This window comes from Stenotrophomonas sp. YJH_SMC_40 (genome assembly GCF_059368615.1).
This window is the reverse complement of the sequence record NZ_JCAFRX010000009.1, coordinates 160,351-185,972: the sequence shown is the minus strand read 5'-3', so window position 1 is coordinate 185,972 and position 25,622 is coordinate 160,351. Positions and strand designations below refer to the sequence as shown.

Genomic DNA, 25,622 nt, shown 5'->3' with positions numbered 1-25,622 from the left:
GAGTTTTGCTTGTTGGCTGGGGTGGTGTGGGTTGGCAGGACACGCCGTAAACCCCGCTCCGCGGTCCGGCCCAGCCGCTGGCGGCTGTGCGTTCGGGCGCTTGCGAAGCAGTGCTTCGCAAACGGAGCGCCCTCACCCATGGGGGCTCGATGGCGCCATCCATGGCGCCAACGGTCCTGCCAACCCACACCGCCCCATCCCCGACGGATTTCCGGTGACGGAGGTAGATCCACGCCATGCGTGGATGAATCTCCATTGAAATCGATTATTTCGACAATTGAACGAAGAGCATCCACGCATGGCGTGGATCTACCAGACATGAGGAATCTGTCAGAGGTGGGACGGTGCCGGAGTGCGGGGTGTCAGCCGCATGGATGCGGCTGCCAAGCCTACAGGGACGTACTTGCAGCGTCCCCGCACTCCGACACCGCCCCGCCATCCCACGGATAGCCCGCTGTTGCTGTTGCTTTTGCTGTTGCTGGGGTTGCCGGCCAGCGGCCGGCACTACCGCGGGTGCAGGGCCGCAGGCCCTGCCGCCCAACCCCATTACTTGGCAGCAGCGATCTGCTTTTCGATGTCGGCGGCCGTCACCGGGCCGAGGAAGGTGTGCGCCAGCTTGCCCTGTGGATCCAGCAGGTGCGTCAGCGGCAGGCCGCGCGGCGTGGCGAAATCGGCCGGCGGATCGAACGGGTCCACGATCACGATCGGATAGGTCACCGGATGCTTGGTCAGGAACGACTGCATTTCCGGCACTTCGATGTCCTCGTAGGCCAGGCCGACCACTTCGATGTTGCTGCGCATCGCATGCAGCGCCGACAGCTCGGGCATCTCCTTGCGGCACGGGGCACACCAGGTCGCCCAGAAGTTCACCACCACCCACTTGCCGCGGTGCGCGGCCAGGTCGTAGTCGCTGCCATCCACCGCCTTCATCTTCAGCGTCGGGAACTCGGCGGTGGTGCGCTCGGCCGGGGTTTCCTCGACCGGTGCCGGTGCGGTCGGCGTCGGTGCCTGCGCCGGCGGTTGGCTGCTGGCCGGCGTCGGCTCCTGGGCCGGCTTGCAGGCCGACAGCGCCAGCAGCAGGGCCAGCGGGAGCAGCAACGGGGTCTTGCGGGTCATGGCATGTCTCCAGAGTCGGTATAGATATCGCTGACCTTGCGCTTCAGGCGTTCACGCAGGGGCAGTCGCAGATCATCCAGCGCCGCCAATGCGGCACGGCCCAGGCTGTCGTCGCGGTACGGCAGGTGCTGCTCGGCTACCGGAATGCGCAACTGGGTACATTCGTAAAGATCGGCCAGGCTCACCTGGTCCAGGTCGCGCGAGAGCAGCCATTCGCCACGTTCATCGCGGCGCAGCAGGCCGATCTCCTGCAGGTTGCAGGCCAGGTCCTGCAGCAGCGAATCGGTCAGCATCGGCTCCAGCCGCAGGATTTCATCGTCGGCCAGGCCCTTGCCCTTGGCACGGGCGTGGTGGAAGCGGCCGAGCAGGCGCAGCAGGCCATAGAACTCGTAGCCCTGCGGCAGGCGCAGTTCCACCGGCTGGTAGCGGAAGGCCGCCATCGACGAAGACAACGATGCGCCCAGCAGCACCGCCACCCAGCACAGGTAGATCCACAGCAGCAGGATCGGCACGAAGGCCACCGTGCCATAGAGCTTCTGGTAGGACTGGAAGCTGCCCAGGTAGGCGCCGATGCCCCACTTCACCAGCTCCAGGATCACCGCGGCCAGGATCGCGCCAGGCACTGCATGCCGCCACTTCACCGTGTGGTGCGGCACCACCCGGAACATCAGCGTGATGCAGACGAACTCGATCAGGATCGGCGCCAGCCGCAGTGCCAGTTCGGCCAGCCAGCGGCCCTCCTGGGTGCCGAACAGCGGCATCGCGAACACCCGCGCCGACACCGCCAGCGAAGCCGCCGCGAGCATCGCGCCCAGCGTCAGTACAGTCCAGTACACCAGGAAGCGGATCAGCTTGGGCCGGGTCGAGCCGACCCGCCAGATCTGGTTGAAGGTTTCTTCAACACTGTTGAGCGTGATCAGCAGCGACACCACCAGCGCGATGAAGCCGGCGGCGGTGAGCTGGCCGGCACTGGCCGAGAACTGCCGCAGGTAGCCCTCGGCCGCGCGCGCGGCGTTGGGAACGAAGTTGGAGAAGACGTAATCGCTGAGCTGGTCGCTCCAGCGGTCGAAGACGGGGAAGGCCGACAGCACGCCGAACACCACGATCGCCAGCGGTACCAGCGCGAACACCGTGGTGTAGGCCAGCGCCGCCGCTGCCTGGAACAGGCGGTCGTCGAGGAAGCGATGCCACAGGAAGCGGCCGAAACTGATGGCCCGTGCGCGATCCCGCGCGCGCTCCATCCACAGGTTGAGCGTATCCAAAGGTTCCATCGGTGGAAGGGTACCCGATGCGGAATGCTGGCAGGATAGCCATACTGGCGACCACACGACGAGGAGAAGCGGGCACGATGGGCGAGATTCTGGTGCTGTACTACAGCCGGGGCGGTTCGGTGGCACGGCTGGCGCGCCAGATCGCGCGGGGCATCGGCGAAGTGCCGGGCATGAGCGCGCGCCTGCGCACGGTGCCGCCAGTGGCCGCCGTGACCCAGACCGCGCAGCCGCCGGTACCCGACGACGGCGCCCCCTACGTGAGCGTGCAGGACCTGGTGGAATGCCAGGGCCTGCTGCTCGGCAGCCCCACCCGCTTCGGCAACATGGCCGCGCCGGTCAAGCACTTCCTGGATGGACTGGGCGCCGAATGGGTCAATGGCACCCTGTCCGGCAAGCCGGCCGGCGTGTTCACCTCCACCGCCTCGATGCACGGCGGCCAGGAATCGACCCTGCTGTCGATGCAGGTGCCGCTGCTGCACCACGGCTGCGTGATCGTCGGCATCCCGTTCACCGAACCGGCGTTGAGCCACACCACCAGTGGCGGCACGCCCTATGGCGCCAGCCACGTGGCCGGTGCCGCCGATGACCCGCAGCCGACCGACGACGAGGCCGTGCTGGCCCGCGCGCTGGGCCGCCGGGTGGCCGACATCGCGCAGCGGTTGGCCCGATGAGCCGCCCGCCGCGCACGGTCCTGCTGCTGGCCCTGATGGGGCTGGCCGCGCTGTTCGCAGGCTGGTTCATCAATGACAAGCACTGGCTGGCCACCCAGCTGGTGTTCACCGCGCCGCCGCTGGCGCTGGCCTTTGCGCTGCGCCTGGGCTGGCGCAAGGCCGGGTTCTGGGCCTCGGTGCTGGCGCTGGGCTGGTTCAGCCACGGCGTGATGAGCGCCTGGAGCCACCCGGAAACACGCTGGCTGGCGCTGATCGAAATCGCCCTGGCCCTGCTGGTGATCTTCAGCGCCAGCCTGCCGGGGCTGCGCGCCCGCTTCGGCAAGCGACGCTGACGCTGCGCCCGCCGGGCCGTATCATCTGTGTCCCTGGCCCCGCGCCGCTGTACCTGTCCTGGTTTCGCGCATGCACATGATGGAAGAGCTCCTGGTCGTCACCACCGGTGGCACGATCGACAAGATCTACTTCGACGACAAGTCGGACTACCAGATCGGCGACCCCCAGATCGGCATGATCCTGCGCGAGCTGGGCGTGACGTTCCGCTTCAACGTGATTCCGATCCTGCGCAAGGATTCGCTGCACATCAACGATGAAGACCGCGAACTGATCCGCGCCACCATCGCCGCGCAGCCGACCCGCCACGTGCTGGTGACCCACGGCACCGACTCGATGGTGCAGACCGGCAAGGTGCTGGCGACGATCCCGGACAAGACCATCGTGATGACCGGCGCGCTCAGCCCGGCGCGGTTCCGTGGGTCGGATGCGGAGTTCAACATCGGCTGCGCGATCGGTGCGGTGCAGTCGCTGCCGAGCGGCGTATACATCGCCATGAACGGTCGTATCTTCGATCCGCAGCACGTGCGCAAGAACGTGGCCGCCAACCGCTTCGAGTCGGTCTGAGGAACAGCGTGCCGACCAAGGTCGGCACGCACCAAAGCGCTGCCCTTGCAAGGCCGGTGCCTACCCAAAGAAAAACGCCCCGGCCTGAGCCGGGGCGTGCCCATGGAGAGGGGCTTGGGCTCAGTACTGGGCGTTGAGGGCCAGGCCCGAGAAGGTGCTGTAGGCCTTCACCCGCACATACCAGGTGCCGGCGGCAGGACTGTTGATGGTGCAGGTCTCGCTGTTGCCGCTCAGGTACGGACGGCAGGTGTAGGTGGTATCGGTCGGGGCACTGCCCTGGCGCACATACAGGTCGGCATCACCGCTGCCGCCACTGATCGCGACGCGCAGCTGGGTGCTGCCGGCCGGAACAGCCACGGTGTAGTTCAGCTCGGCACCGGTCGCAGCGCCCAGGCCGGTCACCGGCACGTTGTTCTGCAGCACGTTGCCACCCGGGTTCGGGTTGCCGCCACCGTTGATCGCCGCGGCCACGGCGGCATTGGCGTCGATGATGCCGGCGCCGCAACCACCCGAGCAGGCGCCCGGCAGCGGGCGTGCCGTGCTCTTGATGATGCTCTCGACCTGCGCCGGGCTCAGCGGGCTCGGAGCGACCGACTGCATCAGCGCGACCACGCCGGCCACGTGCGGCGCTGCCATCGAGGTGCCGTTGTACGACGCGTAGGTCGCGCTGCCCGGCGTGGTGGTGCCGGTGTTGAGGGTGGACAGGATGCTCTGGCCCGGTGCCGAAATGTCGATGCCGGTACCGTAGTTGGAGAAGCTGGCACGTGCACCGGCTGAGGTGGTCGCCGCCACCGCGATCACGTTCGGGCAGTTGGCCGGCACCGACGAGGACACGTTGGTGTTGCTGTTGCCGGCGGCGACCACCACGGTGGTGCCACGGCCGACCGCGCCGTTGATCGCGTTCTGGTAGGTGGTCGAGCAGCTGCCACCGCCGCCCAGCGAGAGGTTGATGACTTCGGCCGGATTGGCGTTGGCCGGTACGCCGCTGACGGTGCCACCGGACGCCCACACGATCGCATCGGCGATGTCGGAGGTGTAGCCGCCGCACTTGCCGAGCACGCGCACCGGCACGACCTTGGCATTGAACGCGGTACCTGCCACACCGGTACTGTTGTTGGTCACCGCCGCCACGGTGCCGGCAACGTGGGTGCCGTGCCAGCTGGAGTTGGAGGCCGGGATGCCCGAGCCACACTCGTTGGCGCCGTACCAGTCGCCTTCGTCGTTCGGATTGTTGTCGCGGCCGCCGCCATCGCGCGCCATCGCGGCGTCGCTGATGAAGTCATAGCCCGGCAGGATGTTGGCGTTGAGATCGGCATGGTTGGTGATGCCGGTATCGATCACGGCCACCACCACGCCGGTGCCGGTGGCCTTGTCCCAGGCCGGCCGGATGTTGATGCCGGCATTTGAGGTGCCGAAGCCCCATTGCTCGCTGAAGCGGGTGTCGTTCGGGGTCAGCGTCGCGCGCATGATCTGGTCGACTTCGACGTATTCCACGTTCGGGTCGGCGGCCAGCTTGCGCATCAGCAGTTCGGATTCGGCCTGGTCGAGCGGACGGTCGGTCTTGACCAGGGTCGGGCCGACGGCCAGCTTGCGGACCTGCTGCAGGCCCAGCGCGCGGCCCTGGCTGCTGGCCAGGCCGGCGGCGGCCGTCTTCAGCGACGAAGCCAGCGCAGTAGTGTTGGCCACGGCGGCGCTGCCGTCGCGGTACTTGACGATGAAGCGCTGGTGCGTCGGCGCGGACTGCAGGCCGCTGAGCTGGACATCACCGGCCAGCGCAGGCGTGGCCAGCAGCAGCGATGACAGAACGGACGCACCAAGGACCACCCACACTCGACGCACACGCGGTTGCGTTACCTGGGACATCGTATTTCCCTTTCTTGTGGTGTGAATGCCGGAATCGGCAGAAGCACCGGCCCGAACCCTGGGCTGGCTTGCATTGGCGAGGTTCGAAGTCCGGTGAGTCAGCGGATCCCCCTAACGATCCGCCGTGCAGATGACGCTAATGGCCGAAACCGGACACCACAAGATTTTCAGCGTCTTTTCAGCAAGATGAAATGTTCGTTCTGAGACTTTTCGGGTCGAGGGTTTGTGAAGGTGAAGGAACTTTCTCGTGTCCTGCACAGACCTGACTGGGCCGTCACGTGTCCTGGAATGACTATGCCGACATCGGCGTTCGCTGCTGACCCCAACGACCGCGCAGCGTGCCCGCAGTGCGCCTGCCCGTCGCGTCGGACGCACTGACTACTTTGCCTGCGGAACGCTCGCTGGCCGGATGCGCTGCCCTTTGACCGGCTCGCCGCGTGCAACCGGCTGGCCATCGGCCACGTAGCCGGAGAACTGTGCCGGCAACGCTTCGCCGACACCGAACACGGGCCCGTCCTGCAGCTGGTAGTGCAGGTGCGGTTCGGAGGAGTTTCCGCTGTTGCCACAGTCACCGAGGTGCGCGCCGCTGCGGACAACCTGTCCCTGGGCGACCCGCACACTGCCCTGGCGCAAGTGCGCCAGCACCGAGTACTCCTCATTGCCGTGATCGAGGATGACGCGATTGCCGGTGAGCTGAGCAGCATTCATCTGCCCCGGCACGTTGTCGGCGATCCCTTCGACCACGTCCACCACCGTGCCGTCGGCCGGCGCGAGGATCGGGCGGCCGAAGCAGTAGTAGTCATCGTTGCGCAGCCCATCGCCACGGTGCGAGCGGCCATCGCGTACCACCAGCAGATCCAGCGCGAAGCGCTGGCCGGCATGGGCCGCATGGTAGTTCTGTTCGACAGTACGCCCGCCCCAGAACACGAAGTATTCATCGTCGAACGGCAGTTGCAGCCGTGTGCGGGTCTGGTAGTCGAGGAACCCGCTCGCCGCAGCCTGCGGCGGCGTGGTCTGTAGCGGGCGGATGTAGAAGCCGCCGATCCGCCCGTCGGCATCGATGGCCCACAGCACCTGGATGATGGCCGGGCTCCTGGCGAAGCGCGCCTGCCGCAGATAGGTGTCGAATCCATCAACCTTCTCGACCTTCTCACTGACCAGCTCGGTTTCTGCGCCCCAGCCAGCGAGCACCTGCTCGCGCAGCGCCACCAGGTTCTGCGGGGACTTCAGCCCCGCCTGCATCTGCGGCGTCATCCGTTCCCACAGGGCGTCGACGTGCCCTTCGTAGAACTGCGTGGTCAGCGTGGCTCCCTGTTGGCGCGGATCTGCGGCCGCGGCCACGCCGGTGAGGGCAGAGAAGGAAACAACCAGAACTGCAAACAGGCGCGGAAGCAATGTCATGTCAGGCGTCCTTTCGATCCGGATCGGGAATGCCGGCAACGATCGCTGCCAGCTGCGTGCGGTACTCGGCCAGGGCAGTACGGCCCATCGGCGTCAACTGCAGGGTGGTCAGTGGGCGCTTGCCACGGAACGACTTATTGATGGCGACCAACCCTGCCGCTTCAAGCTTGCTCAGATGGCTGGAGAGATTGCCCTTGCTCAACCCGCTGAGATGCTCGACAAATCCGAACTCGGCGGATTCAGCACCTGCCAGGATCGACAGGATCAGCAGGCGTGCCGGCTCGTGGATCAAGCGGTCGAGCTGAAGCAACGCTCTGGAATCAGGCAGCTGGGTCATTCGAGGTTCGTCCGCGCCGCCATGAACGCGCGCATCTCCACCTGCAGCCGCTGGAAGCGCTGGTGGTCACGCCAGCCGACCACGATCAGTGCGACGGATGCCAGCGGAAACACGGCCGTGCTCAGGCCGAAGCCATACGCCTGCCCGGTGAAGGCCAGCGCGGCCTGGCACAACAGGAACACACCTACGATGAACTCCAGCGGCGTACGCAGCCAGCGCCACACCACCCAGGGCAGCAGCGCCACCACGGCCAGGTAGCCAATGGCGCGCAGGTCCCAGGGAAGTTGGCCGATCGGCGCCAGCCGGGCCAGCACGCTGCCGATCACCAGCACGCTTACCAGCGCCGTGAAGGCGATGAAAAAGCGCTGGAAATTGCGTTCGACCGGCGTGACCTGCTCCTCGACCTGGCCCAGCCGCTGGTAATAACGGCGTGCCAGCCATTGCTTGCCGACGATCCACAGCACCGGCACGGCAATCAGCACGATGCGCAGCGCCAGGGTGGTCGGCAACAGGGCGCCGGCAAGGAACGAGGCCAGGCAGGCGATGCCGCCAGCCATCGCCGACAGGCCCCCGGCACTTCGCGAGTACCGCGAGTATTCACGGGTCAGCGCCTGCAGGCGCGAGGAAGGATCAATGACGGACGGCTGCTGCATGACACGCTCCATCGGGGTCGCTTGAATTTAGTTTGCATTGCAAACCTATTTGCGTCAAGCAATCGCCTACTGCGGTCTGGCGTCCGGCCCCACAACGCAGAAAGCCCGTCACGGGGACGGGCTTTTCGGAAGAGCAGTCGAGCGTGGCTCGACGCTACAGTTCAGCGTGGGCGGTCAGCCCAGCTTGACCAGCCAGTTGTGGCGGTCCGGCAGGCGGCCGTACTGGATGTCGGTCAGTTCCTTGCGCAGCGACATGGTCACTTCGCCGGCCGGCGCGTTGATGTCGCCCACCGAGAAGCCCTCGCCCTTCAGCTGGCCGATCGGGGTAACCACCGCCGCGGTGCCGCAGGCGAACACTTCGCTGATCGCGCCGGAGGCCACGCCGTCCTTCCACTCGTCGATGCTGACCTTGCGCTCTTCGACCTTCATGCCACGGTCGCGGGCCAGCTGCAGGATGCTCTCGCGGGTGATGCCTTCGAGGATGCTGCCCGACAGTTCCGGGGTCACCAGGGTGCCGTCCTTGTAGACCAGGAACACGTTCATGCCACCCAGTTCTTCCAGGTACTTGCCTTCGACCGGGTCGAGGAACAGCACCTGCGAGCAGCCCTGCGCCTGCGCCTTCTGCTGCGGCAGCAGCGAGGCAGCATAGTTGCCACCGCACTTGGCGGCACCGGTGCCGCCCTTGGCCGCACGCGCGTATTCGGTGGACAGCCAGATCGACACCGGGGCAACGCCCTTGGCGAAGTACGGGCCGGCCGGGCTGGCGATGACGTAGTAGCCGGCCTTGTGCGCGCCGCGCACGCCGAGGAAGGCTTCGTCGCCGATCATGAACGGGCGGAAGTACAGGCTGGACTCATCGGCCGACGGCACCCAGTCACTGTCGACGGCGATCAGCTGCTTCAGCGATTCGACGAAGATCTCCACCGGCAGTTCCGGCAGCGCCAGGCGCTGCGCCGAACGCTGCAGGCGACGGCCGTTGGCATCCGGACGGAAAGTCCAGATCGAGCCATCGGCATGGCGGTAGGCCTTGATGCCTTCGAAGATTTCCTGGCCGTAGTGCAGCACGGCCGCGGCCGGATCCAGCTGCAACGGGCCGTAGGCACGCACGTTGGCGTTGTGCCAGCCGGCATCCTTGTCCCAGCGCACTTCCACCATGTGATCGGTGAAGTGCAGGCCGAAGCCCGGCTTCTCCAGGATCTTGGCGCGCTCTTCAGCGCTGCGAGGGTGGTCCGAACGGGTAACGGCGAAGCTGGGGATGGACTGGGACACCGGAGGATTCCTGTTCTGGTTGCGGGTAGTGCCGGGCCCGCGTCACTGCGGGCCCTGGGTCAAAGCATGCCGGTCTCGAGCCGGGCCGCCTCGGACATCATGTGCTGGTTCCACGGCGGGTCGAACACCAGGTCGACGTCGGCCTCGGCCACCGTCGGGATCATTTCAAGCTTGCTGCGCACGTCGTCGACCAGGATGTCGCCCATCCCACAGCCCGGTGCGGTCAGGGTCATCTTCACGTCGATCTCGCGCTGGCCTTCGTCCAGGTGCTTGATCTCGACCTCGTAGACCAGGCCCAGTTCGACGATGTTCACCGGAATTTCCGGGTCGAAGCAGGTGCGCAGCTGCTGCCACACCAGCTGTTCCACCTGTTCATCAGTGGCGTCGGCCGGCAGTTCCAGCGGTGCCGGTGCCTCCTTGCCGATGGCGTCGCCGTCCTTGCCGGCGATGCGGAACAGGTTGCCCTCGACGAACACCGAATAACTGCCGCCCAGCGCCTGGGTGATGTACCCATAGCTGCCGGCGGGCAGGGTCACGGTATCGCCCTGCGGGACCATCACGGCCTCGCAATCGCGCTCGAAGTGGACAGGTTCGCTGCTACGGGAATACATGGGGACCGATATGGGGCCGTGGCCGGGGCCACGCAAGACGGCATTCTAGCCCAGCCGCTCCGGCACCGCCGGTGCACCGCCGCAAACCACAGTATCCTGTGGGTGATCTTCAGGGAGCTTCGATGTCCTCCAATGCCGCGCGTGCCAGGACCGTGACCTGGCTCTGGCCCATCATGCTGTTGCTGGGCCTGGTTGTTGCTCCCCTTGCCTGGATGGTGCTGGCGCTGATGACCGGCCGGCAGGTCGGCTGGATGGCGGTACTGACCGCCCTGGAACTGGTGTTCATGCTGCGCATGGGTACGCTCGGCCCGGGCCGGCTGCGCATCGTGCTGGTCGTGGTGGGCACCCTGCTGGTGGCCGCCGTGGCCAACTGGACCATCGCCAGCGCCTGGATGGGCGGCTCGATCGGGCTGGACCTGTGGGACGCCACGATGCGGATGGGCCCGCACCTGGCCTGGACCCTGATCACCCTGGCCAATGGCGCGGTGGAGTGGCTGTGGCTGGCGCTGGGCCTGGCCGTGGGCGCCTGGCTGGCGCGCTGAGCGCGCCGGTTGCCACGCCCGCCGGGGATATGCAGGTAGATCCACGCATGCGTGGATGGGATGGTAGTGCCGGCCGCTGGCCGGCAAACGCGCGCGGACCAGGGCCCGCACCTACCCGATGCAGCGGCCACGCGTGGATGCGGTAGTGCCGGCCGCTGGCCGGCAAAGGGGTCAGAGCCCATTCCTGCGGAAAGGGATCCGACCCCGGTCCTCAATGCCCGCCGTCGAGCGCCTTCAACTCGCTGACCAGCGAGGCTGCCGCTTCGGCACCGTCGCCATACAGCATGCGGGTGTTGTCGGCGTAGAACAGCGCATTCTCGATGCCCGCGAAGCCGGTGCCCTTGCCGCGCTTGATCACCACCACGTTGCGCGCATTGACCACGTCCAGCACCGGCATGCCGTAGATCGGGCTGGCCGGATCGGTTCGTGCGACCGGATTGACCACGTCGTTGGCGCCGATCACCAGCACCACGTCGGTGTTGGCGAACTCCGGGTTGATGTCGTCCATGTCCGCGATCAGGTCGTAGGGCACGCCTGCTTCGGCCAGCAGCACGTTCATGTGCCCCGGCATGCGTCCCGCCACCGGGTGGATCGCGAACTTCACCTTCACTCCGCGCTGGCCCAGCCGCTGCGCCAGTTCCCATATCTTGTGCTGCGCCTGCGCCACGGCCATGCCGTAGCCGGGCACGATCACCACGCGCTCGGCGAAGGCCATCATCGCGGCGACGTCAGCCGCTTCGATCGGCTTCTGCGAGCCGCTGATCGCCTGCGCTTCGCCACCAGCACCACCGCCGAAGTTGGAGAACAGCACGTTGCGGATCGGCCGGTTCATCGCCTTGGCCATCAGACGGGTCAGCAGGATGCCCGCCGCGCCGACCATCATGCCGGCGATGATCAATGCTTCGTTGCCCAGCACGTAACCTTCGAACGACACCGCCAGGCCGGTGAACGCGTTGTACAGCGAGATCACCACCGGCATGTCGGCGCCACCGATCGGCAGCGTCATCAGCACGCCCAGCGTCAGCGCAAGTACGAAGAAGGCAACGATCGCCCAGGTGCTGAGCGTGCTGGCGGCGATGATCGCCAGTACCACCACCGCCAGCGCCACCAGCAGGTTCATCACCTGCTGGCCCGGCCAGGTCACGCGCTTGTCCAGGCGTCCATCCAGCTTGGCCCAGGCGATCACCGAGCCGGACAGCGACACCGCGCCGATCGCTGCGCCGACCACCGCCAGCAGCAGCACCGTGCCCGACGGCTGGCGCGCGGCCAGATCGGCCAGCGCCTGCGCGCTCCAGTGGCTGGTATCGCGGTTGGCAAGGAAGGCGTAGCGCAGCAGCTCCACCGCGCCGATCGCCGCCGCCGAGCCACCGCCCATGCCGTTGTACAGCGCCACCATCTGCGGCATGTCGGTGATGGCAACCTTGCCGGCCGACCACCAGGCCAGGCCCGCGCCCAGCAGCAGCGCCACCAGGATCAGCGGAACGTTGTGCAGTTCGGGAAGGAAGAAAGTGGCCGCCGTGGCCAGCAGCATGCCCAGTCCGGCCCAGCGGATGCCGCTGCGCGCGGTCAGTGGCGAGGCCATGCGCTGCAGGCCCAGCAGGAACAGCGTGGCGGCGACGAGGTAGCTGGCCTTGACCAGCCAGTCGAGCAGTTCGACGGTGCTGATGTTCAAGCCTGCGGCTCCTTCGGCTCGTCCTTGCCGCCCTTGGGCGCGCTCGGCTTGAACATTTCCAGCATGCGCGCGGTAACCACGTAGCCACCGGCGGCATTGCCGGCACCCAGCACCACGGCGAGGAAGCCCAGGGCCTTCTCCAACGGTGTCTGCGCGTGCCCCAGCACCACCATCGCGCCGATCAGCACGATGCCGTGGATGAAATTGGAGCCCGACATCAGCGGGGTATGCAGGATCACCGGCACCCGCGAAATGATCACGTGGCCGGCGATGGCGGCCAGCATGAAGATGTACAGCGCTACGAACCCGTCACTCACTGGCAACGCTCCCGCTCTGTCTTCGTCGGCCCATCATAACCATGGGCTGAACCCGGCGTGCACCCGGCGTCAACCGAAGCGGCGCTCACGCGTTGTCGATGGTGACCCCGAGCGAGGAACCGTACCCTGTGCTGGTGAGCAGCCCCGTCCCCCCGAGCGCCGAGACCGATGCCCTGCCGGCATCGCTGGAAGCGTTCCTGGCCAGCGTCGGCCCGCGCGCGTTCCGCTTCGCCGAGGCCGGCCTGCGCCAGCGCGAAGACGCCATGGACGCGGTGCAGGACGCGCTGCTGCGCATGCTGGACTACGCCGACAAGCCGGCAGCCGAATGGGCGCCGCTGTTCTGGAGCATCCTGCGCCGGCGCGTGATCGACGTGCAGCGCCGGCGCCGCTTCCGCCTGCCGTTCTGGCGCGACAACCAGGACGCGGAAGGCGGCGAGATCGACTGGGCCGATCCCGGCCCGGACCCGGCACAGGCGCATGAACAGCGCCAGCAGTACCAGCAGCTGGTGGACGCGTTGCGCCGCCTGCCCGCCCGCCAGCGCGAGGCCTTCACCCTGCGCGTGCTGCAGGACCTGGACGGGGCCACCACCGCCCGCGCCATGGGCTGCAGCGAAGGCGCGGTAAAAACCCATCTGGCACGCGCCTGGCAGGCGCTGCAGGACTACCTGGAGATCCACCCGTGAACCGCTCCCTGCCTTCCGATGACACCCTGCGCAGCCTGCACGCGCAGTCGCTGCACGCGCTGTCGCCGGCCACACTGGCACGCCTGCGCCAGGCCCGACACGGCGCCAGCGCGACCCGGCACGGGCGCCTGCGCTGGTGGCTGGCCAGCGCCTGTTCACTGGTGGTGGCGCTGGGTATCGGCCTGCAGTTCACTGGCCATGGCACGCTGGCGGGCCCCGCGCCGGCACCTGTGCTGGCCTCGGTGGAAGACAACAGCGCGCTCTACGACGAAAATCCCGATCTGTACCTGTGGCTGGGCGATACCGACCTGGCGATGGAGTGAATCATGTCCCGACTGCACACCCTGCCCCTGCTGATGACCCTGTTGCTGCTGCCGGCCCTCCCGGCGCTGGCGCAGAGCGCCGCGCCCGCCCCTGCGGCACGCCCTGCGCCGGCCACGCCGCTGCCGGCCTGGGAACAGTTGAGCGAAGCGCAGCGGGAATCGCTGCTGGCGCCACTGCGCGACCGCTGGAACAGCGCCGATGCCGGCCAGCGCCAGCGCATGCTCTCGCATGGCCAGCGCTGGCAGACGATGAGCCCGGAGGAGCGCGACAAGGCCCGCCGTGGCCTGCGCCGCTTCGAGCACATGAGCCCGGAACAGCGTGAGCAGGCCCGGGCCCTGTTCGGCCAGATGCGGGAACTGCCGCCCGCGCAGCGCGATGCACTGCGCGAGCGCTGGTCGCAGATGACGCCGGAACAACGCAAGGACTGGGTGCGCGACAACCCACCGCCGGCGAAGCCGCGCTGAAACGCCGCGGGGAACGGGGTCAGAGCCCTTTGCTGAGGCAAAGGGATCCGCCCCCTGGCAGATTCCGGGAACCAGGGTCAGATCCCTTTGCCAGAGGCAAAGGGATCTGACCCCATGTCGTTCATGCCTGCCAGCGTGTCTTCGCCAGCAGCTCGTCGTCCCAGTCGAACGCCAGCTGCCCCTCGCGCACGAACAGCGCGACGAAGTTGAGCAGGTTGCGCGCATACATCTCGCTGGCCTGGGTCGCGCCCCGGCTGGCCAAGCCCAGCGGGCCGTCGATGGTCACGCCCTGATGCTCGATGCACTGCCCTGGCTGGGTCAGTGCGCAGTTGCCGCCGCTCTCGGCGGCCAGGTCCACGATCACGCTGCCGGTGGCCATGCCTTCCACCATCGCGGCAGTCACGATCGTCGGCGCCGGGCGCCCCGGTACCGCCGCCGTGCAGATCACCACATCCACGCTGCGCAGGTGGTCGGCCAGGCGGCGCTGCTGCTCGGCACGCTCTTCATCGGTCAACGCGCGCGCGTACCCGCCTTCGCCCGCCGCGCTCACCCCCAGGTCGAGGAAGCGCGCGCCCAGCGACTGGATCTGCTCGCGGGTTTCCGGACGCACGTCGAAACCTTCCACCTGTGCACCGAGACGCCGGGCAGTGGCAATGGCCTGCAGCCCCGCCACGCCGGCACCGATCACCAGCACCTTGGCCGGACGCACGGTGCCGGCAGCGGTGGTCAACATCGGGAAGAAACGTGGTGCGCGTTCGGCGGCGATCAGCGCGGCCTTGTAACCGGCCATGCCGGCCTGCGAACTGAGCACGTCCATCGCCTGCGCACGGGTGGTGCGCGGCAGCTGCTGCAGCGGGAACAGGTGCAGGCGGTCATCGGCAGCCAGTGCCGCCAGGCCCGGATCACTGGCCGGGGTCAACAGGCCAACCACGGTGGCACCCGGCTTGAGCTGTTCAAGCACCGCCGCTGGCGGCGCCTGCACGCACAACAGGATGTCGATTTCGGCCCAGCGGCCGGCGTCGAATGCGCGGGCACCGGCATCGTCGTAGGCTGCATGGGTGAAACCTGCCGCGAGACCGGCGCCGGCCTCGTACCAGACGGTAATGCCGAGGGCGCCGAGCTTGCGGGCGGTTTCCGGCGTCAGCGCCACGCGCCGTTCGCCCGGCGCGGTCTCCTTGATCCCCAGCAACGCCACGGCCATGCAGGTCCCCGCTGATCGGTGAGTTTTCCCGATCCTAGCAGGCGGCTCCACTCAGTGCAGCGTGGCGCTGCCCGGGTCCAGCCGATCGATCACACCCTGCATCGCGCTGTCGAACGCACCGTCATCCACATGGGCGCGCAGACGTCCCAGCCGCACCATCACCGCCAGTTCTTCCGGCGAGGCCACGCAGAAGCGCACGCCGCGACGGTTGACGAACAGCAGGCGCGAGGAAATCGGGCTGACCCAGGACAGCTTGCCGGCCTGCACCTTGCCGTCCTTGTCGACGAAGTCCAGCCAGTTGCCGATCTCCATCCGGCGGAAGCGATCGGCGTCGGCATTGTCGAAATCATCGGCATCGATCTGCCCGCCCAGCTCGACCGCCGGCGATTCGGCCACCGGCGGGGTCGGTAGTGCCACCTGCGGCAGTTCCGGCAGCGCGCGTTGCAGTTCCGGCCGCGATTCGGCAATGCCCTGCAGGGTGTCATGCAGGGCATCGATGGCGCCGGTGGCGGCGTCGCCATGCACGCCCACGCTGGCGAACACCTTGGCCAGCTCCGGCTGCCAGGCCTGCAGCCACGGCTTGCCGACGATCTGGCGGCGGGCCTCGGCCACTTCCTCCAGCAGCCCGTCGCCCAGGCTCAGCGCTTCGGCCACCGATGCGCCCTCCTCGCCCTCGCGCAGCAGCGCCAGGGTCAGGTGGTGCTGCCACGGCTGGCGCAGGAATTCGGCGATGGCCGGCGGCAGGGTGGCATCACCAATGCGGCGGTCCAGCTCGGCACCGGCACGGGTACGGGCCATTTCCAGCTTTTCCTGGCCACGCTGCGTTTCGGCGGCGCGACGCTCGGCGATTTCCACGCGGCGACGATGCTGCACGAGGAACTCGCGGAATTCTTCTTCCAGGGTCAGGAAGATCGCCAGGTTCTCGTTGAACTCGGCGACCAGGCGCTCGATGATCTCCTCGACCTTGGCCATCAGCATGCGCTCGGCCTGGCTTTCGCCGGTGTTGCCTTCGCAGGCCTCGGCCAGCGAGTTGAGCAGCTTGCGCGCCGGATGGGTCTTCTGCACGAACATGCGACGGTCGAGCATGGCGACCTTGACGAACGGCACCACCAGGCGGCCGATCAACTCGCGCGAGCGGCCTTCCAGTTCGCGCTCGTCCAGCATCACGTCGAACAGCATGCCCACCAGGTCGATTGCATCCTCGTCCTGCGGGTCCAGCCGGGTCTGGCCCGGGTCGACACCGAGACGGGTGGCGCTGGACAGCACTTCGCTCTTCAACCGCTGCGCGAGTGATTCGCCGTCCTCGCCGATCGCTGCACGCAGGGTCGCACTGGGCGTGGCCTGCAGCAGCGACAGCACCGACATCATCTCGCGCTGGCTGAGCGGACGCTGCTGGCCGATCGCCACCTGTGCGGCCGACGTCGCGTCCTCGCGCACGTGGCGGGTCTGCTGCAGCAGTTCGTGCAGCGCCTCCAGCAGCATGCCCTGCTGGCCCGCATGGGTCTCGCCGGTGCCGCTGCCTTCGGCGCCCAGGTGCTGCTGCATGTGGCCACGCCGCTCGGACCAGCGTGCGGCAAAGCGCTGCGCCCAGGCCGGCGCGGCCTGCTCGTCATCACCGAATTCGCCGTCCAGGCCCGAGCCCGGGCGCTGCTCCACCAGGTCATCCAGGCCCGAGGCCATGCGCGGGTCGGGCGCGGCCGACGGCGGACGCCGCGGCGCCCCCATCTGCGACATCACCCCGGCCGCGGCCAGTTGCTCGTCCAGCTTCTCGTAGATGCGACCCACCGGCGCACGCAGGTCACGCTCGCACAGCTTGATCAGCACCAGGTGCACTTCCGGGGCCAGTTCACAGCCGGCAAAGGCTTCGTGGATGGCCACGCCCAGGTGTTCGGGGCTGATGGGATTATGGTCGGCATCCAGTTCGGCGCCGCCGACCAGACGGCCCAGGCGACGGTCGAGCCGCGCCAGCACCGGCTTGAAGTCACGCAGCAGCACCGTGGCGAAATTGCGCACCGCCAGCCGCGACTCCAGCACGTGCTCGGCCAGCAGGCTCAGGCCATCCTCGGCTGGGCCGGACAGCGTCGATTCGGCCGACATGTGCTCACCACTGGCCAGCGCATCCCAGGCCCGCTGCAGGTGGCCAGAGAAGGCACCGGCAATGTCCTCGCGGCGGCGGCGCAGTTCGCGCATCGCATCCAGGAACAGCAGCTGCGACGAACCGGCATTGCCGGCCCGGTCGAACAGGGCATCGTCGAAGCGCGCCAGTGCCGCGCCAAAGGCCTGGCACAGCGCGGGCAGGACCATGTCCCGGGCACGCTGGAGCTGGGCCGGGTCACGACCCGGCGATCCCATCGGTGTGGGCGCGCTCATCATTCGGGAAGGCTCCCCACCTTCTCTGGTACGACAGACAACGTGGACATCGCGACGACCGGCACACCCCATGTACCGGTACGTCGATGGTAGGCCGGCCAGCCCGTCACGGACAGTGAAACAGTCCTCACTTCAAACCTCATGACCGGCGGCCCGGCAAGGTAGATATCGTAAGCCGTGCAAGGCCTGCGAGGCGAGGGGAAGCGGCCGCCCGTTTCCCGCCAGTGGCATGACGTTCATCACAGTTTGGTATTCAAAGGCCAGACGCGACACAGACGGTGTCTTTGACCACCCCGACTATAATCAAACCTTCGTGATGACCGGTTCAGACTCCATGCCCGACCCCGCCGCCCTGCTCGCCCTGGATGCCCGCCGCTCAGTGCCTTCGCGGCAACTGGCCGAGCCCGGCCCGGACCCGGCCACCCTGCAGCGGATGCTGGCTTCGGCAGTGCGCGTGCCCGATCACGGCAAGCGCGTACCGTTCCGCTTCCTGAAGATCGCCGGCGATGCACGTCACACTCTGGGCGACTTCCTGGCCGAGCGCAGCCGCCAACGCGACCCGCATGCGGGCGAGGCCGTGTTCGAGAAGGATCGCCAGCGTTTCAGCCATGCGCCGCTGGTGATCGTGGTGGTGGCCAGCCCGCGCCCGGACCCGAAGGTCCCCGAGCAGGAGCAGCTGATGACCGCCGGCTGCGTCTGCTTCGCCCTGCTGCAGGCCGCACAGGCGCTGGGCTTCGGCGCGCAGTGGCTGACCGCCTGGATGGCCTTCGACCCCGCCGTGCACGCCTACCTGGGCCTGGCCGAGGGCGAAGGCATCGCCGGTTTCATCCATATCGGCACGCCGAAGGCCGCCGTGCCCGAGCGCGAGCGCGAGCGTCCGGACCCTGCCACCCTGCTGCGCGACTGGACGCCTCCGGCATGACCCTGCCGGTACCACCGCCGTCGCTGTACCTGGTCGACGCCAGCATCTATGTGTTCCGCGCGTGGCACTCCCTGCCCGACCAGTTCCAGGACGCGCAGGGCTGGCCGACCAATGCCGTGCACGGCTTCGCCCGCTTCCTGCTGGACCTGCTCGAGCGCGAACGCCCGCGTCACATCGCCATCGCCTTCGACGAAGCGCTGGACAGTGGCTTCCGCCACCGCCTGTACCCCGCCTACAAGGCCAACCGCGACCCGGCGCCGGAGGCGCTCAAGCGCCAGTTCGTGCACTGCAAGGCGCTGTGCGCAGCGTTGGGCCTCGCCGTTCTGGCCCACCATGAATACGAGGCTGACGACCTGATCGGAAGCGCCCTGCATGTGCATCGTGGCAGCCACCGCGGCGTGATCATCTCCGCCGACAAGGACCTGTCGCAGCTGCTGCTGGATCACGACGAGCAGTGGGACTACGCACGCAACCAGCGCTGGAACGTGGCCGGAGTGAAGGCGCGGCACGGCGTGCACGCGCACCAGATCGCCGACTACCTGGCGCTGTGCGGCGATGCGGTGGACAACATTCCCGGCATCAGTGGCGTCGGCAGCAAGTCCGCCGCCGTGCTGCTGGCCCATTTCGGCAGCATGGATGCACTGTACGAACGCCTGGACGAAGTGCCGTTCCTGCGCCTGCGCGGCGCCGCCCAGATGGCGGTGCGCCTGCGCGAGCAGCGCGAGCACGCCCAGCTCTGGCGCCAGCTGACCACCATCGCGCTGGACGCGCCACTGGAAGGCAGCCAGCCCGGCCTGCTGCGCCAGGCGGCCGACCCGGAGCTGCTCGGCGGCCTGTGCCAGACCCTGCGCTTCGGCCCGATGACCCGTCGCCGGCTGTTCGATGCCGCCGGCGTGCCCGATATTCTTCCCACCCACAGCGAGCCCGCATGAGCCAGCGCAACACCGAAGCCCCGCGTGTCGTCTATGAAGGCAAGTACCAGCGCATGCTGGTGCGCGGCACCTGGGAATACAGCGAACGTACCCATGCCGGTGGCCTGGCCGCGATCATCATCGCCGTCACCCCGGAGGACAAGGTGCTGTTCGTGGAACAGTTCCGCGTGCCGCTGCAGGCACCCACCATCGAGATGCCGGCCGGCCTGGTCGGGGACATCCACGCCGGCGAATCGATCGAAGTCTCGGCCGTGCGCGAACTGGAAGAAGAAACCGGCTGGACCGCCGATCACGCCGAAGTGCTGCTGATCGGCCCGACCTCTTCCGGCGCCAGCAGCGAGAAGATCGCCTTCGTGCGCGCTACCGGCCTGCGCCGCGTTGGCGAGGGCGGTGGTGACGACAGCGAAGACATCATCGTGCACGAGATTCCGCGCAGTGAGGCAGCGGCCTGGCTGGTGCAGAAGATGGGCGAAGGCTACGAGCTGGACGCCAAGCTCTGGGCCGGGCTGTGGATGATCGAGCACCATCTGGACGGACGCCCGCGTGGCTGACGCCGACCTGCACGCGCTGCCGGCGCTGCTCGGCGCCGACGACCCGGCGATCCATACGATCCACCGGCCTCAGGGTGCCTCGCCGTACCTGCTGCTGGCCGATCATGCCGGCCAGCAGGTGCCGCGTGCCCTCGCAGGCCTGGGCTTGCCGCAGGCCGAACTGGACCGCCATATCGGCTGGGACATCGGCATTGCCGGCACCACCCGCGCACTGGCCGAACGGCTGGATGCCTGGGCCATCGAACAGACCTATTCGCGGCTGCTGATCGACTGCAACCGCCCGCTGGCCTCGCCGACGCTGATTCCGGAGGTGAGCGACCACACCGTGGTGCCGGGCAATGCCGGGTTGTCGGCGGCACAGCGGCAGCAGCGTATCGATGCGATCCACGCGCCCTACCACGCGCGCATCGACGCGGAACTGGATGCGCGCCGAGATGCCGGCCGCCCCACCCTGCTGGTGATGATGCACAGCTTCACTCCGGCGATGAACGGCGCGCAGCGACCGTGGCATGCCGGCGTGCTGTACCACCAGGACACGCGCTTCGCCCATGCCTTGCTGCAGGCACTGCGCGAGGAAGGCGACCTGGTGGTGGGTGACAATGAACCGTATTCGGTGAGCAGCACCAGCGACTACGCAGTGCCGGTGCATGGCGAAGGCCGCGGGCTGGTGCACGTGGAACTGGAAATCCGCCAGGACCTGATTGCCGATGTGGCTGGGCAGCAGGCGTGGGCGGAGCGGCTGGCGCGGATCTTCAGCGCATTGCAGCCGCAGTTGCTGGCGTTCGGTTGAACGCGCGTGGATCCATTCCGGATCGGTAGTGCCGGCCGCTGGCCGGCAACCTCAGGGTAGTTGGATCATTGCATTGCCGGCCAGCGGCCGGCACTACCGCAGGCGTGGCACATCCACCACCCACGCCAGCGCCTTCAATCATGCATCGCTGACCGGGCAGACGGTGGCGGCCGATTCGACCGGCGCCGGGCGCAGGCCCAGCGCGATCACCACGCCGAGCGCGGCGAACAACGCGGCGCCGTACTGTGCATTGACCATGCCCTGCAGGGCGTCGGCACTGGTTGCGGCCTGCGTGCCGCGCGCGGCGTTGGCCACCATCACCAGCACCGCCAGTCCCAACGCGCCGCCGATCTGCTGGGCGGTGGCCGCCATGCCGGACGCGACGCCTTGCTGCGGACCCGGCACGCCCTGCCCGGCCACGATCCACATCGCTGTCCAGCTCATGCCCTGGCCGATGCTGAGCACCACGATGCCCGGCAGCAGCGGCCAGTAGCTGGCACCGTGCGGCATCGCCAGCGCCACCGCGGCAATGCCGATGGCACCGGCGGCGAAGCCCCAGGCCAGTACCTGCCTTGGCGAACGGCGCCGCAGCATGCGTTCGGCAATACGGATGCCGAAGGTGCACACCAACGTCGGCAGCAGGAAGGCCATGCCGGCCTGCAGCGGGCTCCAGCCATAGCCATCCTGGAAGTAGAGCGCCAGGAAGTAGTACTGCACGCCATAGCTGCTCATGAAGGCGAAGGTCAGGCCGAGTGCCGCGCGCAGGCCCGACAGACGCAACAGCGAAAACTGCATCAGCGGGTCACGGCTGCGTTTTTCGATCTGTACGAACACCGTCAACAGCACGGCTGAAAGCAGCAGGCAGATCAGCGTGGCCGGTGCCGTCCAGCCCCACTCCGGCCCTTGAACCAGGGTAGTGACCAGCAGGCTGCCGCCGGCGGTGACGGTCAGGCAACCGGCCAGATCGAAGGAGCGGCCGCGCACCCTTGGACCATCGGACGGCAACCACGCACCGGCTGCGACCGCGCACGCCGTGGCCAGCGGCACGATCACCGCCAGCACCGCCGGCCAGCCGAACGTCTGGGTCAGCACGCCACCGAGCAGCGTGCCCAGCGCCAGGCCGACCGCACTGGCCATGCTCCAGATCGCCAGCGCGCGGTTGCGCACCGGGCCTTCGGCGTACAGCGTGTTGATCAGTGCCAGCGTGGCGGGGAACAGCAGGGCCGCACCGACGCCCTGCGCGGCGCGCGCGATGATCAACAAGGTGGCATTCGGCGCCAACGCACCGAGTAGCGACGCCAGTGCGAACAGCAGCATGCCCAGCCGGTAGAAACGGCGACGGCCAATCAGGTCGGCGGTGCGGCCACCCAGCAGCAGGCTGCCACCGAACGCCACGGTGTAGGCACTGACCACCCACTGCAGCTGCTGCGCGTTGATCTGCAGCGCGCGGCCCATGTCATGGAGGGCGACGAAGATGATGGTGGCGTCCAGGGCGATGATCAGCTGCGCGGTGGCCAGCAGGGTCAACGCCCAGCGCGGGTATTTGAGGGGAGGCATCGGCGGTCTGGATCGATGGGGGAGCGCAGTCTCATTGATGCGGGCTAATCAATAAACCCCTGCCCGACCATATCTGTCATGATTTTCGGCATGAATGGATCCTCGTTGGACCTCAATGCCGTGCGCATGCTGGTGCAGGTGGCCGAGGCACGCAGCTTCACCGTCGCTGCCGGGCAGCTGGGCCTGAGCCAGTCCGGCCTGTCGCGCGCGATCGGGCGGCTGGAAGCCACGCTGGGGGTAAAGCTGCTGCAGCGGAACACCCGCAACGTGGCGTTGACCCCGGATGGCCGCCAGTTCGTGGAACAGGTGGCACCGCTGCTGGCCGGCCTGGACGATGCCGAGCGGCAACTGGCCGACCGCCCGTGCACGCCCTCGGGTACGTTGAAGATCAGTGCGCCGTCGATGTTCGGGCGCAAGGTGCTGGTGCCGATGCTGGCGCCATTACTGGGACAGCATCCGCAACTGCAGGTGGAAGCCGTGCTCAGCGACCGCCTGGTCGATCTGGTCGAGGAAGGCTTCGATGCCGCGCTGCGCACCGGCGTCATCGCCGACCAGCGCATCGTCGCGCGGCCATTGCGGCCGCTGCGCTGGGTGACGGTGGCCAGCCCCGCGTATCTGGCCCGCTGTGGCGCACCGGACGATGTGGCCGCGCTGCAGGATCACGCCTGCCTGGCGGTGCGCAACCTGCGCAGTGGCCGGCTGGTGGACTGGCAGTTCCTGCAGGACGGGCAACTGCGCGAGTTCACGCCGCCGACGCGGATGGTGTTCGACAGCGGCGATCCGCTGGTGGAAGCGGCCATCGCCGGCATCGGCATCGTGCAGGTGATGGATTTCGCGGTGGCCGATGCGTTGGCCGACGGCCGCCTGCAGCGCGTGCTGCAGCCGTTCGAGGGACGCAGCCGCGCGCTGTCACTGATCTACCCGCCGTCGCGCCAGCATTCGCCGAAGCTGCAGGTGCTGGCCGACGCGTTGCTGGCCGGGGATTGGTAGCGCCGGCCGCTGGCCGGCGCCTGCAGGAATCCACCCGTTTCAGGTTTGCCGGCCAGCGGCCGGCACTACCAGGCTGTGGTAGATCCACGCCATGCGTGGACGAGGGTTGGTAGCGCCACGCATGGCGCGGCGCTACCGGTGCGGCGTTGCCGGCCAGCGGCCGGCACTACCGATCAGGCGAAGCTGTCGGTGGCGCGCACCAGCGCGTCCACGTTCTCGGCCTCGAACGCCGAATGGCCCGAGGCCGGCGTGATTTCCAGCTTCGCCTTCGGCCAGACCTTGGTCAGGTCCCAGGCGTTGGCCAGCGGGCAGACCACGTCGTAGCGGCCGTGCACGATCACGCCGGGAATATCGGCGATGCGGTGCGCGTCGCGCAGCAGCTGGTCTTCCACCTCGAAGAAGCCGCCGTTGACGAAGTAGTGGTTCTCGATGCGGGCAAACGCCAGCGCGAAGTGCGGGTCTTCGTGGCTGTTGATGAAGTCATCATCGACATGCAGGAAGCTGGTCGCGCCTTCCCACACCGCCCACGCCTTGGCCGCTTCCAGGCGGGTGGCTTCGTCGTCGCTGGTCAGGCGGCGGTGGAAGGCCGAGATCAGGTCATGGCGCTCCACCGACGGGATCGGCTTGAGGTAGTGCTCCCACGCATCCGGGAACAGGCGGTTGGCGCCTTCCTGGTAGAACCACTCCAGTTCCCAGCGGCGCAGCATGAAGATGCCGCGCAGGACCAGTTCGGTCACGCGCTGCGGATGGGTTTCGGCATAGGCCAGCGCCAGGGTCGAACCCCAGCTGCCACCGAACACCTGCCAGCGATCGACCTTGAGGTGTTCGCGCAGCTTCTCGATATCGGCAACAAGGTCCCAGGTGGTGTTGTCCACCAGGTCGGCGTGCGGGGTGGAACGGCCGGCACCGCGCTGGTCGAACAGGATGATGCGGTACTTGGACGGGTCGTGGAACTGGCGCATCTTGTCGCTGCAGCCACCGCCCGGGCCACCGTGCAGCATCACCACCGGCTTGCCGTCCGGGTTGCCGCACTGTTCGAAGTACAGCGTGTGGCGGTCGTCGACCTTCAGGGTGCCGACGTCGTAGGGGGTGATGGCGGGGTACAGCGTACGCATGCTTGCAGCTCCAGGGTGATGCCCTGCCGGGGCAGGAGAACCTCCATTCTAGGCCGGACGCCGGCCCAGGGTGATGCGGTCGCGCTGCTCCAGATCCTGCACGGTCTGCACCTCGGCAAAACCCGCCGCGTCGAATAGCGCGCGGATCGCCTCGCCCTGGTCCCAACCGTGCTCGATCAGCAGCCAGCCGCCGGGCAGCAGGTGGGCCTGGCCACCGTCGACGATGCGGCGGATGTCGTCCAGGCCATCCGGACCCGAGGCCAGTGCGGTGGCCGGCTCGAAGCGCAGGTCACCCCGCTCCAGATGCGGATCGTCGCTGGCGATGTACGGCGGGTTGCTGGCAATCAGATCAAAACGCGCGCCCTGCAGCGGTGCATACCAGTCGTGCCCGCCTTCAGCGAAGCGGACGTTGCGCAGATCATGGCGGACGGCATTGCGCGCGGCCACGGCCAGCGCGCCCGGGCTGGCGTCGGTGGCCAGCACCTGCACCTGCGGCCGTTCGCTGGCCAGTGCCAGTGCAATCGCACCACTGCCGGTGCCCAGGTCGGCCAGCTGCAGCGACTGGTCTGGCGGCAGGCGCTCCAGCGCCAGCTCGACCAGCAGCTCGGTTTCCGGACGCGGGATCAGCGTGGCCGGGTCGACCTCCAGGTCCAGCGTCCAGAATCCGCGACGGCCGGTCAGGTAGGCCACCGGCTCACCGGCCACGCGGCGGGCCAGCAACGCCTCGAAGGCGGCCTGGTCATTGGCGGCCAACGGATCGGTGGCGTGCGCGAACAACCAACTGCGCGGGCGGTCCAGTACGTGCAGCAGCAGCAGTTCAGCCTCGTGGCGGGCCTCGATGCCGCCGAGACGGGCACTGGCCTCAGCCACGGTCTGGCGCAGGGAGGGTTCGGTTTGGAAAGACATGCCGCAATTGTAGAGCCGCAGTCGAGCGTGGCTCGACACTGCAAAAAGCTGCAATCCGTTCAGGTTCTGCCGGAGGGAATAAGGAGGGGCTATCGGCCCCTTTCCGCGCCTCCGGGAGATTTCCCTTGTCACACAGCCAGTTGCAGGATGGGAGCGGCAAGGTTCAGTGCCTGCTCATGACCAAATGATAGACTCCA

Annotated in this window: 27 protein-coding genes; 12 read left to right on the top strand and 15 right to left on the bottom strand. The window is 67.9% G+C overall.

What is annotated here, in order from left to right; all coding sequences use genetic code 11:
- Nucleotides 1–546 precede the first annotated feature (546 nt).
- Both AC5P6X_RS17550 and AC5P6X_RS17545 read right to left on the bottom strand, forming a co-directional pair.
- Entirely contained in the window at nt 547–1,116 is a 570-nt protein-coding gene (locus AC5P6X_RS17550; protein ID WP_005408183.1) for a TlpA family protein disulfide reductase, read from the bottom strand.
- A complete protein-coding gene (locus AC5P6X_RS17545) occupies nt 1,113–2,387 on the bottom strand; it encodes a YihY family inner membrane protein (RefSeq protein WP_495215548.1) in 1,275 nt (424 codons plus the stop codon). The genes AC5P6X_RS17550 and AC5P6X_RS17545 overlap by 4 nt, the downstream gene beginning before the upstream one ends.
- A 77-nt stretch (nt 2,388–2,464) precedes the next feature.
- On the opposite strand from AC5P6X_RS17545, the gene wrbA reads away from it, so the two are divergent.
- The 3 genes from wrbA to AC5P6X_RS17530 all read left to right on the top strand — a co-directional run bounded on the left by wrbA (nt 2,465) and on the right by AC5P6X_RS17530 (nt 3,955).
- Entirely contained in the window at nt 2,465–3,058 is a 594-nt protein-coding gene (wrbA, locus tag AC5P6X_RS17540; RefSeq protein WP_005408181.1) for an NAD(P)H:quinone oxidoreductase, read from the top strand.
- A complete protein-coding gene (locus AC5P6X_RS17535; RefSeq protein WP_005408180.1) occupies nt 3,055–3,390 on the top strand; it encodes a DUF2069 domain-containing protein in 336 nt (111 codons plus the stop codon). Before wrbA ends, AC5P6X_RS17535 begins: the two co-directional genes overlap by 4 nt.
- 79 nt (nt 3,391–3,469) lie before the next feature.
- Nucleotides 3,470–3,955: an asparaginase domain-containing protein gene (locus AC5P6X_RS17530; protein WP_010481766.1), complete on the top strand. Its 486-nt coding sequence runs from the start codon at nt 3,470–3,472 to the stop codon at nt 3,953–3,955.
- Between the two features lie 120 nt (nt 3,956–4,075).
- Here AC5P6X_RS17530 and AC5P6X_RS17525 read toward each other — a convergent pair whose 3' ends face one another.
- The 6 genes from AC5P6X_RS17525 to sufT all read right to left on the bottom strand — a co-directional run bounded on the left by AC5P6X_RS17525 (nt 4,076) and on the right by sufT (nt 10,089).
- Nucleotides 4,076–5,818 (bottom strand): S8 family peptidase, encoded by a 1,743-nt coding sequence (locus tag AC5P6X_RS17525; RefSeq protein WP_108270699.1) that lies wholly within the window; start codon nt 5,816–5,818, stop codon nt 4,076–4,078.
- A gap of 378 nt (nt 5,819–6,196) precedes the next feature.
- Nucleotides 6,197–7,219: a M23 family metallopeptidase gene (locus AC5P6X_RS17520; protein WP_049450159.1), complete on the bottom strand. Its 1,023-nt coding sequence runs from the start codon at nt 7,217–7,219 to the stop codon at nt 6,197–6,199.
- 1 nt (nt 7,220) lies between these two features.
- Nucleotides 7,221–7,556: a transcriptional regulator gene (locus tag AC5P6X_RS17515; protein WP_024957746.1), complete on the bottom strand. Its 336-nt coding sequence runs from the start codon at nt 7,554–7,556 to the stop codon at nt 7,221–7,223.
- A complete protein-coding gene (locus AC5P6X_RS17510; protein WP_049450157.1) occupies nt 7,553–8,209 on the bottom strand; it encodes a hypothetical protein in 657 nt (218 codons plus the stop codon). Before AC5P6X_RS17510 ends, AC5P6X_RS17515 begins: the two co-directional genes overlap by 4 nt.
- A gap of 174 nt (nt 8,210–8,383) precedes the next feature.
- Nucleotides 8,384–9,478, bottom strand: a complete 1,095-nt coding sequence (locus tag AC5P6X_RS17505) for a branched-chain amino acid aminotransferase (RefSeq protein WP_005412326.1) — start codon at nt 9,476–9,478, stop codon at nt 8,384–8,386.
- A gap of 59 nt (nt 9,479–9,537) precedes the next feature.
- Nucleotides 9,538–10,089, bottom strand: coding sequence for a putative Fe-S cluster assembly protein SufT (gene sufT, locus AC5P6X_RS17500; protein WP_012479222.1), 552 nt, complete (start codon nt 10,087–10,089; stop codon nt 9,538–9,540).
- A gap of 122 nt (nt 10,090–10,211) precedes the next feature.
- Between sufT and AC5P6X_RS17495 the strand changes: the two genes are divergently transcribed.
- Nucleotides 10,212–10,631, top strand: a complete 420-nt coding sequence (locus AC5P6X_RS17495; protein WP_024957742.1) for a hypothetical protein — start codon at nt 10,212–10,214, stop codon at nt 10,629–10,631.
- A 211-nt stretch (nt 10,632–10,842) separates the two neighbouring features.
- Here the strand turns inward: AC5P6X_RS17495 and AC5P6X_RS17490 are convergent, their stop codons facing one another.
- Both AC5P6X_RS17490 and AC5P6X_RS17485 read right to left on the bottom strand, forming a co-directional pair.
- Nucleotides 10,843–12,303, bottom strand: a complete 1,461-nt coding sequence (locus AC5P6X_RS17490; protein ID WP_012479220.1) for an NAD(P)(+) transhydrogenase (Re/Si-specific) subunit beta — start codon at nt 12,301–12,303, stop codon at nt 10,843–10,845.
- Nucleotides 12,300–12,620 carry an NAD(P) transhydrogenase subunit alpha part 2 gene (locus tag AC5P6X_RS17485; protein ID WP_005408173.1) on the bottom strand — a complete coding sequence of 107 codons (321 nt, stop codon included), beginning with the start codon at nt 12,618–12,620 and terminating at the stop codon, nt 12,300–12,302. Before AC5P6X_RS17485 ends, AC5P6X_RS17490 begins: the two co-directional genes overlap by 4 nt.
- A gap of 98 nt (nt 12,621–12,718) precedes the next feature.
- Between AC5P6X_RS17485 and AC5P6X_RS17480 the strand changes: the two genes are divergently transcribed.
- The 3 genes from AC5P6X_RS17480 to AC5P6X_RS17470 are packed head-to-tail and all read left to right on the top strand — an operon-like array spanning nt 12,719 to nt 14,091.
- Nucleotides 12,719–13,303, top strand: coding sequence for an RNA polymerase sigma factor (locus AC5P6X_RS17480; protein ID WP_495215547.1), 585 nt, complete (start codon nt 12,719–12,721; stop codon nt 13,301–13,303).
- A complete protein-coding gene (locus AC5P6X_RS17475; RefSeq protein WP_108270700.1) occupies nt 13,300–13,626 on the top strand; it encodes a hypothetical protein in 327 nt (108 codons plus the stop codon). Before AC5P6X_RS17480 ends, AC5P6X_RS17475 begins: the two co-directional genes overlap by 4 nt.
- 3 nt (nt 13,627–13,629) lie before the next feature.
- On the top strand, nt 13,630–14,091 hold the full coding sequence (locus tag AC5P6X_RS17470; protein WP_012479217.1) for a DUF3106 domain-containing protein: 462 nt from the start codon (nt 13,630–13,632) through the stop codon (nt 14,089–14,091).
- A 121-nt stretch (nt 14,092–14,212) separates the two neighbouring features.
- Here the strand turns inward: AC5P6X_RS17470 and AC5P6X_RS17465 are convergent, their stop codons facing one another.
- Together AC5P6X_RS17465 and pacR are read right to left on the bottom strand one after the other, a co-directional pair.
- Entirely contained in the window at nt 14,213–15,292 is a 1,080-nt protein-coding gene (locus AC5P6X_RS17465; protein WP_108270701.1) for an NAD(P) transhydrogenase subunit alpha, read from the bottom strand.
- Nucleotides 15,293–15,343: 51 nt separating this feature from the next.
- Complete coding sequence (gene pacR / locus AC5P6X_RS17460; RefSeq protein WP_495215546.1) at nt 15,344–17,665, bottom strand: PacR family protein; 2,322 nt, start codon at nt 17,663–17,665, stop codon at nt 15,344–15,346.
- A 331-nt stretch (nt 17,666–17,996) separates the two neighbouring features.
- Between pacR and AC5P6X_RS17455 the strand changes: the two genes are divergently transcribed.
- Genes AC5P6X_RS17455 through AC5P6X_RS17440 form a run of 4 tightly spaced genes read left to right on the top strand, consistent with a single transcriptional unit; the run spans nt 17,997 to nt 20,857 of the window.
- Nucleotides 17,997–18,584 carry a nitroreductase family protein gene (locus AC5P6X_RS17455; RefSeq protein ID WP_495215545.1) on the top strand — a complete coding sequence of 196 codons (588 nt, stop codon included), beginning with the start codon at nt 17,997–17,999 and terminating at the stop codon, nt 18,582–18,584.
- Nucleotides 18,581–19,516: a 5'-3' exonuclease gene (locus AC5P6X_RS17450; RefSeq protein ID WP_005408166.1), complete on the top strand. Its 936-nt coding sequence runs from the start codon at nt 18,581–18,583 to the stop codon at nt 19,514–19,516. Before AC5P6X_RS17455 ends, AC5P6X_RS17450 begins: the two co-directional genes overlap by 4 nt.
- Nucleotides 19,513–20,067, top strand: a complete 555-nt coding sequence (locus tag AC5P6X_RS17445) for an NUDIX hydrolase (protein ID WP_005408165.1) — start codon at nt 19,513–19,515, stop codon at nt 20,065–20,067. The genes AC5P6X_RS17450 and AC5P6X_RS17445 overlap by 4 nt, the downstream gene beginning before the upstream one ends.
- Nucleotides 20,060–20,857: an N-formylglutamate amidohydrolase gene (locus tag AC5P6X_RS17440; RefSeq protein WP_049450152.1), complete on the top strand. Its 798-nt coding sequence runs from the start codon at nt 20,060–20,062 to the stop codon at nt 20,855–20,857. Before AC5P6X_RS17445 ends, AC5P6X_RS17440 begins: the two co-directional genes overlap by 8 nt.
- 138 nt (nt 20,858–20,995) lie before the next feature.
- On the opposite strand, the gene AC5P6X_RS17435 is transcribed toward AC5P6X_RS17440, so the two are convergent.
- Nucleotides 20,996–22,414: an MFS transporter gene (locus AC5P6X_RS17435; RefSeq protein WP_049450150.1), complete on the bottom strand. Its 1,419-nt coding sequence runs from the start codon at nt 22,412–22,414 to the stop codon at nt 20,996–20,998.
- A gap of 90 nt (nt 22,415–22,504) precedes the next feature.
- On the opposite strand from AC5P6X_RS17435, the gene AC5P6X_RS17430 reads away from it, so the two are divergent.
- On the top strand, nt 22,505–23,404 hold the full coding sequence (locus tag AC5P6X_RS17430; protein WP_234411827.1) for a LysR family transcriptional regulator: 900 nt from the start codon (nt 22,505–22,507) through the stop codon (nt 23,402–23,404).
- Nucleotides 23,405–23,577: 173 nt separating this feature from the next.
- Here AC5P6X_RS17430 and pip read toward each other — a convergent pair whose 3' ends face one another.
- Both pip and prmC read right to left on the bottom strand, forming a co-directional pair.
- Nucleotides 23,578–24,519 (bottom strand): prolyl aminopeptidase, encoded by a 942-nt coding sequence (gene pip / locus AC5P6X_RS17425; protein WP_005408161.1) that lies wholly within the window; start codon nt 24,517–24,519, stop codon nt 23,578–23,580.
- Nucleotides 24,520–24,567: 48 nt separating this feature from the next.
- Entirely contained in the window at nt 24,568–25,425 is an 858-nt protein-coding gene (prmC, locus tag AC5P6X_RS17420) for a peptide chain release factor N(5)-glutamine methyltransferase (protein WP_088436852.1), read from the bottom strand.
- Nucleotides 25,426–25,622: the final 197 nt, after the last annotated feature.